Annotated in this window: 12 protein-coding genes; 10 read left to right on the forward strand and 2 right to left on the reverse strand. The window is 60.3% G+C overall.

Annotated elements, in window-relative coordinates; translation table 11 throughout:
- Genes QSV77_RS14635 through QSV77_RS14645 form a run of 3 tightly spaced genes read left to right on the forward strand, consistent with a single transcriptional unit; the run spans position 1 to position 3,346 of the window.
- Entirely contained in the window at positions 1-801 is an 801-nt protein-coding gene (locus tag QSV77_RS14635) for an ABC transporter permease (protein WP_302734036.1), read from the forward strand.
- Positions 798-1,880, forward strand: coding sequence for an ABC transporter ATP-binding protein (locus QSV77_RS14640; RefSeq protein ID WP_271361873.1), 1,083 nt, complete (start codon positions 798-800; stop codon positions 1,878-1,880). The genes QSV77_RS14635 and QSV77_RS14640 overlap by 4 nt, the downstream gene beginning before the upstream one ends.
- An 11-nt stretch (positions 1,881-1,891) precedes the next feature.
- A complete protein-coding gene (locus QSV77_RS14645) occupies positions 1,892-3,346 on the forward strand; it encodes an NAD-dependent succinate-semialdehyde dehydrogenase (RefSeq protein ID WP_302734037.1) in 1,455 nt (484 codons plus the stop codon).
- Positions 3,347-3,363: 17 nt separating this feature from the next.
- On the opposite strand, the gene QSV77_RS14650 is transcribed toward QSV77_RS14645, so the two are convergent.
- Positions 3,364-3,978, reverse strand: coding sequence for a TetR/AcrR family transcriptional regulator (locus tag QSV77_RS14650; RefSeq protein WP_271361871.1), 615 nt, complete (start codon positions 3,976-3,978; stop codon positions 3,364-3,366).
- Positions 3,979-4,278: 300 nt separating this feature from the next.
- Between QSV77_RS14650 and QSV77_RS14655 the strand changes: the two genes are divergently transcribed.
- The 4 genes from QSV77_RS14655 (at position 4,279) to QSV77_RS14670 (ending at position 10,387) form a co-directional block, all read left to right on the forward strand.
- On the forward strand, positions 4,279-5,355 hold the full coding sequence (locus QSV77_RS14655; RefSeq protein ID WP_302734038.1) for an efflux RND transporter periplasmic adaptor subunit: 1,077 nt from the start codon (positions 4,279-4,281) through the stop codon (positions 5,353-5,355).
- Entirely contained in the window at positions 5,355-6,440 is a 1,086-nt protein-coding gene (locus QSV77_RS14660) for an efflux RND transporter periplasmic adaptor subunit (protein ID WP_302734040.1), read from the forward strand. Before QSV77_RS14655 ends, QSV77_RS14660 begins: the two co-directional genes overlap by 1 nt.
- Positions 6,437-9,508 carry an efflux RND transporter permease subunit gene (locus QSV77_RS14665; RefSeq protein WP_302734041.1) on the forward strand — a complete coding sequence of 1,024 codons (3,072 nt, stop codon included), beginning with the start codon at positions 6,437-6,439 and terminating at the stop codon, positions 9,506-9,508. Before QSV77_RS14660 ends, QSV77_RS14665 begins: the two co-directional genes overlap by 4 nt.
- Before the next feature lie 162 nt (positions 9,509-9,670).
- Positions 9,671-10,387, forward strand: coding sequence for a FadR/GntR family transcriptional regulator (locus QSV77_RS14670; RefSeq protein ID WP_142841591.1), 717 nt, complete (start codon positions 9,671-9,673; stop codon positions 10,385-10,387).
- On the opposite strand, the gene QSV77_RS14675 is transcribed toward QSV77_RS14670, so the two are convergent.
- Positions 10,356-11,783, reverse strand: coding sequence for an aspartate ammonia-lyase (locus QSV77_RS14675; RefSeq protein ID WP_237681411.1), 1,428 nt, complete (start codon positions 11,781-11,783; stop codon positions 10,356-10,358). The two genes, QSV77_RS14670 and QSV77_RS14675, sit on opposite strands and share 32 nt — an antisense overlap.
- A gap of 267 nt (positions 11,784-12,050) precedes the next feature.
- On the opposite strand from QSV77_RS14675, the gene QSV77_RS14680 reads away from it, so the two are divergent.
- The 3 genes from QSV77_RS14680 (at position 12,051) to kdpF (ending at position 14,868) form a co-directional block, all read left to right on the forward strand.
- On the forward strand, positions 12,051-13,511 hold the full coding sequence (locus QSV77_RS14680) for an amino acid permease (RefSeq protein WP_302734042.1): 1,461 nt from the start codon (positions 12,051-12,053) through the stop codon (positions 13,509-13,511).
- Positions 13,508-14,461 (forward strand): asparaginase, encoded by a 954-nt coding sequence (locus QSV77_RS14685; RefSeq protein ID WP_302734043.1) that lies wholly within the window; start codon positions 13,508-13,510, stop codon positions 14,459-14,461. Before QSV77_RS14680 ends, QSV77_RS14685 begins: the two co-directional genes overlap by 4 nt.
- Before the next feature lie 317 nt (positions 14,462-14,778).
- A complete protein-coding gene (gene kdpF / locus QSV77_RS14690; RefSeq protein ID WP_035226808.1) occupies positions 14,779-14,868 on the forward strand; it encodes a K(+)-transporting ATPase subunit F in 90 nt (29 codons plus the stop codon).
- Positions 14,869-14,889: the final 21 nt, after the last annotated feature.

A 14,889-nucleotide genomic window follows, 5' to 3' on the forward strand; every position in this document is an offset into this window, starting at 1 on the left:
ATGCTTTTGAACTATAACAGCCTCGGCCTCTGGAAATGGCTGCTCCTCCTCATCACCGTACTGACCTCGGCATTTCTGATCCTCCCGATCATCTTTATCGCCGCTTTGTCCTTCGGTTCGTCACAATGGCTGATCTTTCCGCCGCCCGGCTGGACGCTGAAATGGTATGCGGATTTTTTCGCGGACCCGAGATGGCTGGATGCCGCCTGGACGAGTCTGTGCATCGCGCTGATGGTAACCGTGCTGTCCGTGCTCATCGGTCTTGTCGCCTCCTTCGGGCTGGTGCGCGGCCGTTTCATCGGGCGCGGCACTTTGCGGGCGCTGTTCATGACGCCGATGATCCTGCCCGTCGTGGTGCTGGCGGTGGCGCTTTACGCCTTTTTCCTGAAGTTCGGTCTTGCAGGCACCACGACCGGTTTCGTCATCGCCCATCTTGTCGTGGCGCTGCCGTTTTCCATTCTGGCGCTGACCGGTGCGTTGGAAGGTTTCGACAAATCGATCGAGGATGCGGCGGTGCTGTGCGGCGCAAGCCCGTTACAGGCGAAAATCCGCATCACGCTGCCCGCCATCAGTCACGGCCTGTTTTCGGCGGCGATCTTTTCCTTCCTCACCTCCTGGGATGAGGTGGTGCTGGCTATCTTCATGGCAAGCCCGACATTGCAGACGCTGCCGGTGAAAATCTGGGCGACGCTGCGTCAGGATTTGACGCCTGTCATCGCCGCTGCCTCCACGCTTCTCATCGCGGTGACCATCATTCTCATGCTGCTCGTCGCGGCTGTGCGAAAAGGACTGAAAACATGACCAAACCGCTCCTGCAAATTCGCGGCATCCGCAAACAATATGGGCCGGTCGTCGCCGTTCAGGACGTCAATCTCGACGTGCAGCCGGGCGAGTTCATGACATTTCTCGGGCCCTCCGGCTCGGGCAAGAGCACGACGCTTTATATTCTGGCCGGCTTCGAGCAGCCGACCGCGGGCGACATCCTGCTGAACGGCGAGAGCCTGCTGTCCACTCCGTCGCACAAGCGTAATATCGGCATGGTCTTCCAGCGCTACACCCTGTTTCCGCATCTGTCGGTCGGGGAGAACATCGCCTTCCCGCTGAAGGTCCGCCGCAAAAGCAAGGCGGAAATCGATGCCAAGGTGAAGGAAATGCTGCGGCTTGTCCGCCTCGAAGGTTTCGAGGACAGGAAGCCCGCGCAGATGTCCGGTGGCCAGCAGCAGCGCGTGGCGCTGGCGCGCGCACTTGCCTATGATCCGCCGGTACTTCTGATGGATGAGCCGCTTTCGGCGCTCGACAAGAAGCTGCGCGAAGAAATCCAGTTCGAAATCCGCCGCATCCACCAGCAGACGGAAGTGACGATCCTTTATGTCACCCATGATCAGGAAGAGGCCTTGCGTCTTTCCGACCGGATCGCCGTTTTTTCGAAAGGGGTGATCGACCAGATCGGCACGGGGCCGGAGCTTTATGCCCACCCCACTACCCGCTTCGTGGCCGAATTCATCGGCGACAGTGATTTTATCGCCTGTGATCTCCTCGCCGCATCGGGTGGCAAGGCAACGGTTTCACTGGGCCGGGATATCGTCTTCGATCATATTCCGATGCATGGCGAGGCCGCGCCGGGCAAGAAGGCGGCGTTGATGCTAAGGCCGGAGCGCCTGCAGCTCAGCCGCAACCGGCCGGGGTCCTCCGCCGGTTTTCAGGCAACGGTCAGCGACATCACCTTCCTTGGCAACAACGTCCACGTGGTTGCCCATACCGGTTCCGGTGAACCGCTTGCGGTCCGTCTGCCCTTCGGCCACGAAGCGATTTCCGGTCTTAACCGGGGCGATCTCGTGCATCTCGCCTTCGATCCAGCGTCGGCTCAGGTTTTCTGTTGAGGGATTTGCCCATGCATCTGAATGATCCCACACTTCTGGGTGAAAAAGTGCCTGTGGCTGGCCGCTGGATCGGCTGCGATGGCCGCGAAACCGCGACCATTCATAACCCCGCGACGGGGGAGATCTTCGGGCAGGTTCCCGAACTCGGCGCAGCGGAAACGCAGGAGGCTATCGCTGCCGCCGTGATTGCCCAGAAGGCATGGGCGCGCCGCACCGCCGGTGAGCGTGCGACTATTCTCAAGACGTGGCACCGGCTCATCATGGAAAACCGCGACGATCTCGGCATGATCCTGACGCTGGAACAGGGAAAGCCGCTTACTGAGGCCAAAGGCGAAATCGCCTACGGCGCAAGCTTCATCGAATGGTTTGCCGAAGAGGCACGCCGCATCAATGGCGAGACGGTGCCTGGCCATCAGCCAGACAAGCGCATTCTGGTCCTGCGCCAGCCGGTCGGCGTGGTTGCGGCCATCACGCCGTGGAATTTTCCCAATGCCATGATTACCCGTAAAGTCGGCCCGGCGCTGGCCGCCGGCTGCGCGGTGGTGTTGAAACCTGCGCCGCAGACGCCGTTTTCGGCCATAGCACTTGCCATTCTCGCCGAGCGCGCCGGCCTGCCGCTTGAACTTTTCAGCATCGTGACCGGTCCCGCTGCTGAAATAGGCGGGGTGCTGACGGCAAGCCCGGATATCCGTCTTCTGACCTTCACAGGCTCTACCCGCACGGGAGAACACCTTTACAGACAATGCGCGCCGACCATCAAGAAACTGGGGCTGGAGCTTGGCGGCAATGCGCCCTTCATCGTGTTTGATGATGCAGATCTCGATGCTGCCGTGGAAGGCGCTATCCTTGCGAAGTTCCGCAACAATGGCCAGACCTGCGTCTGCGCCAACCGTCTTTATGTGCAGGGCGGTGTGTATGAGGCCTTCGCTGAAAAATTCGCACGCGCCGTCTCGCAGTTGAAAGTCGGCAACGGGCTGGAGGAGGCAAGCATTCTCGGTCCACTTATCGATGGCAACGCCGTTGCCAAGGTGGAAGCACATATTGCCGACGCGCTTTCGAAGGGCGCCGAGATCGCCACAGGCGGCAAAAGACACGCGCTGGGCGGCAATTTTTTCGAGCCGACGATCCTGCGCAATGTCGATGCCGGCATGCAGGTAGCGCGTGAGGAAACTTTCGGGCCGCTTGCCCCGCTCTTCCGTTTCGAGGATGAAGCGGATGTGATCGCGCAGGCCAACAATACCGATTTCGGCCTCGCCTCCTATTTTTATGCGCGTGATCTCTCGCGCGTCTTCCGGGTTGCCGAGGCGCTGGAATACGGCATGGTCGGCGTCAATACGGGGGCAATTTCCACTGCCGAAGCGCCGTTCGGCGGGGTCAAGATGTCGGGGCTCGGACGGGAAGGGTCTCGCCACGGTATCGAGGAATATACCGAACTCAAATATGTCTGTATTGGCGGCATCAGCTGAAAGCAGGCTGCCGGGGGTTATGCCAGCAGTCCGCGCATGAGCAGGTCGAGATGAACTTTCAGAACCGCCTGCCTGTCCAGACTGCGCCGATCATCGAAAATCAGCCGGAACACCAATGTTCCGACCATGGGTGACATGACGACCTTGGCGAGTTCGGGCGGATTGGCCCTGAACCTTTTTTTCGCCACGCCCTCATCGAGGATCATATTGATGCGTTCCAGCACCGGCGCCATCAGAACATCATGGTGGTGGTCGATGAGATCAGGAAACTTCGCGCCCTCCGCAACGACGAAGCGGAACAGCTCCCGCATTCGCCTGTCATCGACAAGGGTTTCGAACAGGAATTCGAGCAGCATGCGAAGCTCGTCGACGGGGTCGTCGGAGGTACGGGCATAGGCTTTGAAAGCCTCCTGAAAAGGCCGGCCGACATGCTCGATCATCGCGGCAAACAGGGCTTCCTTGGTTTCGAAATAGACATAGACCGTCCCCTTCGTCACCCCCACCCGGTCGGCAATGTCTTCGACCCGTGTTGCCGTAAATCCTCTCTTGGTGAATTCCTCAAATGCGGCATCGAGAATTTGCAACGGACGTTGTATCTTCTGTTCTGCACGTGTCAGTTTTGTTTTCGTCATGACCCCGGCTCCTTACGTATTTTCGGCGCGTGCCCTTCTATCCGTCGTGAGCGGCGGACGTCATTGGTGGCCTGCCTATCGCACCGGCGCAAAAACCGGAATCGATTTTTGCAGGTGGTGCGTGGTTCATTCTTTCAGCCTTATTCCCGGTGTCTCCCAAGAACGCCCGGGTAAATCTTCGATAATCATCCGGGAGCCCGGCGTTGAGCCTGAACGGTTCCCGGATTGGCGGCATAAGAATTTCATTGACTATTCAGTCAGTCAAATATTATAGGATTGGGCGAAGATCAAGAGGTCACCATGAAAACCATTCTTATCGCGCTTGCGGTTGGCGGTGTTTTTGCCCTGTCGTCCTGCAGCAATGAAGAGCCGCCGGCCGAAAAGCCGCTGCGGACCGTCGACGTGGTCACGGCAGTGAAAAAGCCGGTCGATCGCGGCAGCGTCATTACCGGCGAAGTGAGGGCAAGGGTTCAGACGGACCTGTCCTTCCGGGTCAGCGGCAAGATCACCGAGCGGCTTGTGGATGTGGGTGCGCGGGTAACGACGGGGCAACTGCTCGCCCGCATCGATCCCGAAGAGCAGAAGGCCGACATCGATGTCGCGCTCGCCAACCTGCAATCGGCCGAAGCGCAGCAGACGCAGGCGCAACTGACGTTCGACCGCCAGCAGAGCCTGTTCAAGACACAGGTGACTTCGCGTTCGGCGGTCGACAAGGCCCAGGAAACCCTGCTCACCACGCAGGGCGCGGTGAGATCGGCGCAGGCGCAGCTCGATACGGCCCGCGATGCGCTTTCCTACACCGAACTCAGGGCCGATGCTGACGGAGTGATCACGGCGCGTAATGTCGAGGTCGGCCAGGTGGCGCAGGCTGCGCAGCTTGTTTTCACGCTGGCGCATGACGGGCCACGCGATGCGGTTTTCGATGTCTACGAATCGCTGTTCCTTGAGCGCGATATCGACAATCTCGTCAATGTCAGCCTCCTGTCGGATCCGTCCCGCACGGTTGCGGCACCGGTGCGGGAGATTTCCCCGACGATCGATCCGGACAATGGGACGATCAGGGTCAAGGTTGGCCTCAACGGCGATCTGACCATGCCGCTCGGCGCGCCCGTATCCGGCCATTTCCGCTTCAAACAGGTCGATGCCATCGAGCTTCCATGGTCGGCGATGACATCGCAGAACGGCTTTCCCGCCGTCTGGGTTGTCGATCCGCAATCATCGGAAATCGCCATGCGCCGGATCGCCATCGCCGACTACGAGACCGGCCAATTCGTCGTCGCGGACGGGCTCAACCCCGGCGATGTCGTCGTCACCGTCGGGACCAAATTTTTGCGGGCCGGTGAAAAGGTCGCCTATGAAAAGGGGCAGGCACAATAATGTTCAGGATAAACAGAAGCTTGTTTTTGCTCACTGCGGCAATCGCCGTCTCGTCCTGCCAGGAAAAGCAGGAAGCCGCCGCCGAGGCACCGCGCCCGGTACTCTCCGTTGTGGTGGAGGAGAAGTCGCCCGATGCGCTGCGGCTCACCGGCACGGTGGAATCGCGCATCCAGACCGATCTCGGTTTTCGCGTTCTCGGCCGGATCATCGCCCGCAATGTTGATGTGGCGGATCTGGTCAAGAAAGGTGATGTGGTCGCTTCGATTGATCCGCTGGCACTCGAACTGTCGGTGAAAAGCGCGCAATCCGATCTTTCCAATGCCGAAGCGCAGCTCGCCAATGCGGTGACGACCGAACAGCGCCAGCGTGTGCTCGCCGAAGCCCGCAGCGGCACCGAAGCCGCGCTGGAAGAGGCCGAACAGGCCACGCGCACCGCCAATGCCGCTGTTGCCAAGGCGCGGGCAAATCTGGACAAGGCCGAAGAGCAGCTGGGTTATGCGCAGCTGCGTGCGGAATTTGACGGCGTGGTCACCGCCACATCGGGCGAAATCGGCCAGGTCGTTTCGGCCGGTCAGACGGTCGTGACGATCGCCCGCCCGGAAGTGCGTGATGTTGTGGTGGATGTTCCGCAATTTGCGGCGCAGCGGCTGGAGATCGGCTCGACCTTCGATATCGCCCTGCAGCTCGATCCGAAAATCCGCACCACCGGTGTGGTGCGCGAAATCGCTCCCGAGGCCGAAACGGCGACGCGCACGCGCCGCACGAAGATCAGCCTGCAGGATGCGCCCGCAGCCTTCCGGCTGGGTTCCGTCGTCACGGCCTCGGCGCTTGCCGCATCCGAACCGCAGATTGCGCTTCCCGCATCAGCCCTGCTGAAAACAGATAATGGATGGGGCGTCTGGATCGTCAATGCCGATACGGCAACGGTGACGCTGCGCCCGGTTACGATAGCAGGCGAGCCGGTTGACGGCGGCAGCGTGCGCATTACCGGCGGCGTCAAACCCGGCGAGCGTGTTGCCAGCGCTGGCGTTCACAAGCTTAAGGATGGACAAGCCATCAGGATCGATCAGGAGGTCCGTCAGTGAAGAAATTCAATCTTTCCGACTGGGCGCTCGAACACCGTTCGCTCGTCTGGTACTTCATGCTGGTGTTCGTTCTTGCCGGCATTTTCTCCTATCTCAATCTCGGCCGTGAGGAAGATCCGAACTTCACCATCAAGACGATGGTGATCAGTGCGCAATGGCCCGGTGCCTCGGCAGAAGACGTGGCCCGGCAGGTGACCGACAGGATCGAGAAGAAACTCGAGGAACTCGACAATCTCGACCATCTGCGCAGCCAGACGGTGGCCGGCCGCACCACGATCTTCGTGGAGCTGGTGCCGGAAACCAAGGCCAGGAACGTTGAACCGACATGGGTGCGGGTGCGCAACATGATCGGCGATATCAAGGGCGAGTTCCCCTCGGGCGTCGTCGGTCCTTTCTTCAACGACCGTTTCGGCGATGTCTATGGTAATATCTACGCTTTCACCAGCGATGGCCTCAGCCAGCGGCAATTGCGCGATCTGGTGGAAGATGCCCGCGCAAAAGTTCTGACCGTCGACAATATCGGCAAGGTCGATGTCATCGGCGCGCAGGACGAGGCAATCTATCTGGAATTTTCCACCCGGCAGATCGCGGTGCTCGGCATCGATCAGCAGTCGATCATCAAGACGCTGCAGTCCCAGAATGCCGTTACCCAGTCTGGTTTCGTTAATGCCGGACCTGAGCGTGTGGCGTTGCGGGTCAGCGGCCAGTTCACCTCGGAAGACAGCCTGCGGTCCATCAACCTGCGCGTCAACAACCGGTTCTTCCCGCTGACGGAAGTGGCGACGATCCGGCGCGGTTATGTCGATCCGCCATCTTCGCTGTTCCGCTTTAACGGCCAGCCGGCCATCGGTCTTGCCATAGGCATGAAAACCGGTGCGAACCTCGTGCATTTCGGCGAGGCGCTGGATGCGCAGATGAAGCGCATCGTCGCGGACCTGCCAATCGGCGTCGATCTGCACCGGGTATCCGATCAGCCGGCCGTGGTTGACGAGGCGGTATCGGGCTTTACTTCGGCGCTCTTCGAAGCGATCGCCATCGTTCTCGTCATCAGCTTCATCAGCCTTGGCCTCAGGGCGGGCATGGTGGTTGCCGTCTCCATCCCGCTCGTGCTGGCGATCACCTTCGTTTACATGGAATATACCGGCATTTCGCTGCAACGCATCTCGCTTGGCGCCCTCATCATTGCGCTTGGGCTGCTTGTCGATGACGCGATGATTGCCGTCGAGATGATGGTCGCGCGTCTGGAGGTCGGCGATGATCTCAGAAAGGCGGCGACCTATGTTTACACCTCGACTGCCTTCCCCATGCTGACGGGCACGCTGGTCACCGTCGCCGGCTTCATTCCCGTCGGTCTCAACAACAGCGCGGCGGGTGAGTTCACCTTTACGCTCTTCGTGGTGATTGCGGTTTCGCTGATCGTGTCGTGGATCGTCGCGGTCCTGTTCACGCCGCTGCTCGGCGTGACGATCCTGCCGAAGACGATGAAATCGCATCATGAAAAGAAGGGCCGTTTTGCCTCCGGCTTTTCTTGGCTTCTCGGCCGGGCGCTGCGCTGGCGCTGGGTGACGATCATCTTGACCATTGCTCTGTTCGGTCTTTCCGTCGGAGGCATGAGCCTCGTTCAGCAGCAGTTCTTCCCGTCATCCGACCGCGTGGAACTGATTGTCGACTGGAACCTGCCGCAGAACAGTTCGATTGCCGAAACCAACAGGCAGATGGCGCAGTTCGAACAGGAGATGCTGGCCAAGAATACGGATATCGATCACTGGACGACCTATGTTGGCGAAGGCGCGCCGCGTTTCATCCTGTCCTTCGACGTGCAGACGCCTGATGTGACTTTCGGCCAGACGGTCATCGTCACCAAGGGGCTGGATGTGCGTGACAAGGTGCGTGCCGAGTTGCAGGATTACCTGAACCGGACCTTCACCGGCACCGATGCCTTCGTGAAATTGCTTGATATCGGCCCGCCGGTTGGGAAACCGGTGCAATATCGCCTGAGCGGTCCCGATATCCAGAAGGTTCGTGAGCTTGGACAACAATTGTCGGGTATCGTCGGCGAACATCAGCTGCTGTCCAACATGGTCATGGACTGGAACGAGCCGACGCGTGTGGTCAAGGTTGACGTTCTGCAGGACAAGGCCCGCCAGCTTGGCGTCTCGTCGGAAGACATCGCCAATGCCATGAACAGTATTGTCGAAGGGTCTACGGTCACGCAGGTCAGGGACGATATCTATCTCGTCAATGTGGTGGCGCGGGCGCAGATGTCGGAGCGCGGCTCCATCGAGACATTGCAGAACCTGCAATTGCCGGCGACCAACGGCAAGGCCGTGCCGCTGTCGGCCATCGCCAATTTCCGCTACGAGCTGGAACAGCCGACCATCTGGCGCCGCGACAGGATCCCGACGATCACGGTCAAGGCCGCCATTATAGGCCCGACGCAGCCCGCAACGATCGTCGAGCAGCTGAAGCCGAAGATCGAGGCGTTCCAGAAAACGCTTCCCGTCGGCTACAAGCTGGAAACGGGTGGTTCGGTGGAATCGAGTGCGGATTCGCAAGCGCCGATCATTGCCGTGGTACCGCTGATGCTGTTTGCGATGGCGACCATCCTCATGCTGCAGCTGCAAAGCTTCAGCCGGCTGTTCCTCGTCTTCGCCGTGGCGCCGACTGCATTGATCGGCGTGGTGGTGGCGCTGCTTCTCTCCAATGCGCCGATGGGCTTCGTCGCCATTCTCGGTGTGCTGGCGCTGATCGGCATCCTGATCCGCAACTCCGTCATCCTCGTCGTCCAGATAGAGCATCTGAGAAGCGAGGGCGTCTCGGCTTGGCGCGCAGTGGTCGAGGCGACGGAGCACCGCATGCGGCCGATCATGCTGACGGCGGCGGCGGCCACTCTTGCCCTCATTCCCATATCGCGGGAGATTTTCTGGGGGCCGATGGCCTATGCGATGATGGGCGGCATCGTGGTCGGCACAGCGCTGACGCTGCTTTTCCTGCCGGCGCTTTATGTCGCCTGGTTTCGCATTCCGCGTGAGGATGACGAGCCGGAGGGACAGGAAGTGAAGGCGTGATACTGGAGGGAAGCGGCCGCCGCTTCCTTCCTCCGATAAAAATATCCGCCGTCGTTGTTCCATCCGGCCGGATAGTGTTAGGAAGGTCGGCTTAGCCGCGTGTGCGGCAGCCGTCCTTTCATGCTGGATGGCAGGCATATTGAGGGTGCGGAGGGTTTAAAGATGGGCGGGTTGTCGGATTGGCTTGCGGATGCACAGCCGATCAATCGCAAGAATGCCGCGGAAGCGGTGTTTGAAGATATCCGCTCAGCGATTACTTCGGGGCAGATTGCGGTCGGCACACGGCTGCCGTCCGAGGCGCATCTGGCACAAAGATACGGCGTCAGCCGGCCGATCATTCGCGAGGCGTTGCGGTCTCTCCAGACTTTGGGGCTGACGCAGACCCGCACTGGAAGCGGCACCTATGTAATGACGCCGACGCCGCCTTCCGAACTGAATTACGGCGCTTATTCCGCCCGCGATCTGATCGAGGCCCGCCCTTTCATTGAAGTGCCGGCGGCCGGCTGGGCGGCGCTCAGGCGCACGGATGCCCAGTTGCAGGTTTTGCTGCACCTCTGCGACCGGATGGACGCCGAAGAAAGGCCGCACCCCTGGGTGTTGCTGGACGGGCAGTTCCACTGTGCGATTGCGGAAGCTTCCGCCAATGCTCTCTTTGCCAAGGTGGTCGCTGATGCCCGCGAGGCTGTGTCCCAGCAATCCGAGATGGTCAATCTGATGGCGGGCCGTCGCGTTGCGTCGAATTACGAGCACCGCCGGATCGTTGAGGCGATCCGGCGGGGTTCAGCACCCGAGGCGCGCGAGGCGATGGAGCTTCACCTTGGGCAGGTGAAGCAGGTGGTGACGACGATCATTGGAGAAGATCGGGCTCGTCAACCGTAAGTGCCGGCAGGTTGGCAAGGTGCCGCGGGCTCAGCGCCTGCTGCAATTGCGCTTCCGTCAGATATCCACGTTCCAGAACCACCTGCGGCACGGTGCGGCCACTGGCGAGCGCCTCCTTGGCCACTTCCGTTGCCGCGTAGTAGCCGATCAGCGGATTGAGTGCGGTGGCAAGGCCGATCGATTCTTCCACACGCTGCGCCATGATGGTGGGGTTGGCGACGATACCGTCAACGCAGCGTTCTGCCAGTGTCCGGCAGGCGGCGCTGAGCTGGCTGATGCTCTGGGAAAGGGCACGCACGATGATTGGTTCGAAGGCGTTCAGCTGCAGCTGCCCGGCTTCGGCGGCCATGGTGATGGTGATATCGTTGCCGATGACCGCATAGGCGACCTGATTGACGACTTCGGGAATGACCGGATTGATCTTGCCCGGCATGATGCTGGAACCCGCCTGAACCGACGGCAGGGTGATTTCGCCGATGCCGGCGCGCGGACCGGAGGAGAGCAGGCGAAGGTCGTTGCAGGTTTTCGACAGCTTGACGGCCACGCGTTTCAACACGCCGGACAGATGCACGAATGCGCCGGGATCCTGTGTCGCTTCAATAAGGTCTACCGCGGTCACCAGCGGCCGTCCGGTCAGCGCTGCCAGATGCTGGCAGGCAAGCGCCGCATAACCGCGCGGCGCATTAAGGCCGGTGCCGATGGCGGTGGCGCCAAGATTGATCTCGTGCAGCAGGGCCGCGGATTCGATCAGGCGGGCCTGATCTTCACCCAGCATCACCACGAAAGTGCGGAATTCCTGGCCGAGCGTCATCGGCACGGCGTCCTGCAATTGCGTGCGCCCGATCTTGATGAAGCCGGCAAATTCCTGCGCCTTGCGGTCAAAAGCGTCCTTCAGCACGCCCATGGAGACCGCCAGATCGTCGATTGATTCAATCAGGCCGACATTGACCGCCGTCGGATAGGCGTCGTTGGTGGACTGGCTGAGATTGACATGATCATTGGGGTGAAGGCGGGCATAATCGCCTTTTTGGTGGCCGAGCAGTTCAAGCGCCCGGTTGGCGATGACCTCATTGGCATTCATGTTGGTGGAAGTGCCGGCTCCGCCCTGGATTTCATCCACCACGAATTGCTCGTGCAGCGCGCCGGCGCGGATTTCGCGGCAGGCCGCAGCGATCGCTTCCATTCGCTCGGTATCGAGCAGACCGAGTTCGTGATTTGCGCGCGCCGCCGCCTCCTTCACATAGGCTAATCCCCGGACGAGATAGAGGTTGTGGCCGATGGTCACCCCGGTGATCTGAAAGTTTTCTACCGCGCGTGCGGTGTGCACACCCCAATAGACATCAGCCGGAATTTCCTTCGTTCCGAGCAAATCATGCTCCCTGCGCGTCACACTCACTTTTTCCTCCACTGGCTTTTAAGTGTTGCTATATCTGTAAAGCTGTCTTACAGATTTTTCGACCTTAATCTGGGCTGAGGAGAAGGTCAATCATATCGAATACCCTTGACGAACGGCATTATCTGCCATTATGAGGGGCGAAAATCTGTCATGCAGCTTTACAGCATGCATGCGCATGCTGGCCATATTTCCAGCACGGACTGTGCCAGTTTCATTTTGATTTCCGGCTTATCGCCGACTAAAGCAGTTTATCGGGAGGATAAATCCATGCATTCTGGGAAAACGGCGCCTGCCGAACGTGAGGTCTTTGTCGAAGAGGACCTCGGTTACCACAAGGCCCTCAAGCCGCGTCAGATCCAGATGATCGCCATTGGCGGCGCGATCGGCACCGGCCTGTTTCTTGGCGCCGGCGGCCGGCTGGCGCAGGCAGGTCCGGCGCTGGTGTTTGTTTATGCGCTCTGCGGCTTCTTCGCATTCCTGGTGCTGCGCGCGCTTGGCGAACTGATCATGCACCGCCCGAGCTCCGGTTCCTTCGTATCCTATGCCCGTGAGTTCTACGGCGAGAAAATGGCCTTTGCCGCCGGCTGGATGTATTGGCTGAACTGGGCGATGACTTCGGTGGCGGATGTGACCGCCGTTGCCCTCTACATGAATTTCTTCAAGCAATATGTTCCGTGGCTGGCGGGCATCGACCAATGGGTCTTCGCGATGACGGCGCTTCTGGTCGTGCTGGCGATGAACATGCTGTCGGTGAAGGTCTTTGGCGAGCTTGAATTCTGGTTCAGCCTGATCAAGGTTCTGGCGCTTGCCATTTTTCTCGTCGTCGGCGTTTATTTCGTCATCTTCGGCACGCCCATCGAGGGCCATGTCACCGGTTTCAGCCTCATTACCGATAATGGCGGCTTTTTCCCGAACGGCATTCTGCCGGCCTTCGTCATCATTCAGGGTGTCGTTTTCGCTTATGCCTCGATCGAGCTGATCGGCACGGCGGCGGGTGAAACCGAAGACCCGCGCAAGGTCATGCCCCGCGCCATCCGCGCCGTCGTTCTGCGCCTTGTGGTGTTTTACGTCGGTTCGGTGCTGCTGTTCACGCTGCTTCTGCCCTATACCGCCTACAAGGCCGGTGAGAGCCCCTTCGTCACCTTCTTCGGATCCATCGGCGTAGAGGGTGCTGACGTCATCATGAACCTCGTGGTTCTGACCGCCGTGCTCTCCTCGCTCAACGCCGGTCTTTATTCCACCGGCCGCATTCTGCACTCCATGGCCGTTTCCGGCTCGGCTCCGGCAGCGCTGGCAAAGATGAACAAGGCCGGCGTGCCCTATGGCGGCATTGCGGTCACCGCCGTCATCACCGTTCTCGGCGTGGCCTTGAACGCCGTCGTTCCCGCTTCGGCCTTCGAAATTGCCCTTAACCTCTCGGCACTTGGCATCATCTGCGCATGGGCCGTCATCGTGCTCTGCCAGCTGAAGCTCTGGCAGCTTTCGCAGCGTGGCGAACTGGCGCGCCCGGATTTCCGCATGTTCGGCGCGCCCTATACCGGCATTCTCACGCTCATCTTCCTGTTCGGCGTACTTGTGCTGATGGCGTTTGATTATCCCGTCGGCTCCTGGACCATCGCGTCTTTGCTGGTCATCATCCCGGCGCTGATTATTGGCTGGTATCTGCTGCGCGACCGTATCCACCGTCTGGCGGCTGAACGTGCGGCCGGCGCGGGGCCGTCGCATTGAGCGGGCAGGGTGAAACTTCACTGGTGGCGGTCATCGCCACCGGTGGCACCATCGCCAGCCGGCGTGGTGCCGATGGCGCCAGTACGCCCAGCCTTTCCGGCGAGGACCTACTGTCGCTGGTGCCGCAGATCAGGGCCCGGCTGAAGCCGGTCGATCTGATGGCCAAGGATTCCTCCAGCCTGACATTGGCAGACATGCAGCGCATCAGCGATGCGGTAGGCTTGGAACTTAACGACCCCGCGGTGGCGGGCGTCGTTGTTCTGCATGGCACCGACGCCATGGAAGAATCCTCGCTACTCGTCAATCTGCAGCATAGCCTCACCAAGCCGGTGGTCTTCACCGGTGCACAGTTTACGGCAGACCACCCGGATGCGGACGGACCGGCCAATCTGGCGCAGGCCATAGAAACGGCGCTCGATCCGCAGAATACCGCAAAGGGCGTGCTTCTATCTTTCGGCGGTCGCTGTCTGCCGGCCTGGGGGCTTTACAAGCTGAGTGCGGATGCGGCGGACGCCTTTCGCTCGGCGCGACCGGTGCTTCAGGCCTCAGCGCCAAACCTTGCTGCACCCGTCGCCGATATCAGGGTTGATATCGTCGCCATCCATCCCGGCTGTGACGCCACCCATATCGACGCTAGCCTGCAGGCGGGGGCTAAAGGCATCGTACTTGCGGCGCTCGGTTCCGGTAACGCCAATCCAGATATTGCCGAGGCGGTGAAACGCTGCGCGGAACGTGGCGTCCCTGTCGTCGTTTCCAGCCGTGTGCCGGAAGGCCGTCTCGTCGCAAGTTATGGCGGCGGCGGTGGCGGACATGACCTTGTCGCGGCCGGTGCCGTGCATTCTTCCACGCTTCGCCCGGGCCAGGCCCGCATTCTGCTGGCGGCGCTGCTGGCCGGTAAAAGCACCGCGGAAACCATTGTTTCCGCTTTCGGCGAGCCGCTTTCTCTCTAAGAAACGGCAGCGGTGCCCGCGTCTGCGGGCATCGAAATTCCTATAGGATTCCTATTTTATTCCCATTTTGGCCGTCTCGAACCTTTATGCGGTTCGGGTGCATTCTTCTGTTCGGGAAGGGATGGTGTTCCCTTCCTGAGCCAGAAAGAATGAAAAGCGACGTCCCACATGGCGGCGCTTTTCTTCCTGTCAGGCTCCTCGTGGAAAAAAGGAGTCCCATCATGATGGACCTTGTTCTGATCGGCGCAGCGACGGTGTTTTTCGCTCTTTGCTTTGCCTATACGCGCGCCTGCGACCGGCTTTAGACGGAGGCTGCGATGATATTCGACTATGTCCTCAGCGGTGCCGTCACCGTCTTTATCGCCGCCTATCTCACCTATGCTCTCATTCGCCCCGAACGCTTCTGATCGGGAAGCGGCGGCTATTGA

Origin of the sequence: Agrobacterium sp. V1, from assembly GCF_030518355.1 — a bacterium.
GTDB lineage: Bacteria > Pseudomonadota > Alphaproteobacteria > Rhizobiales > Rhizobiaceae > Agrobacterium > Agrobacterium cucumeris.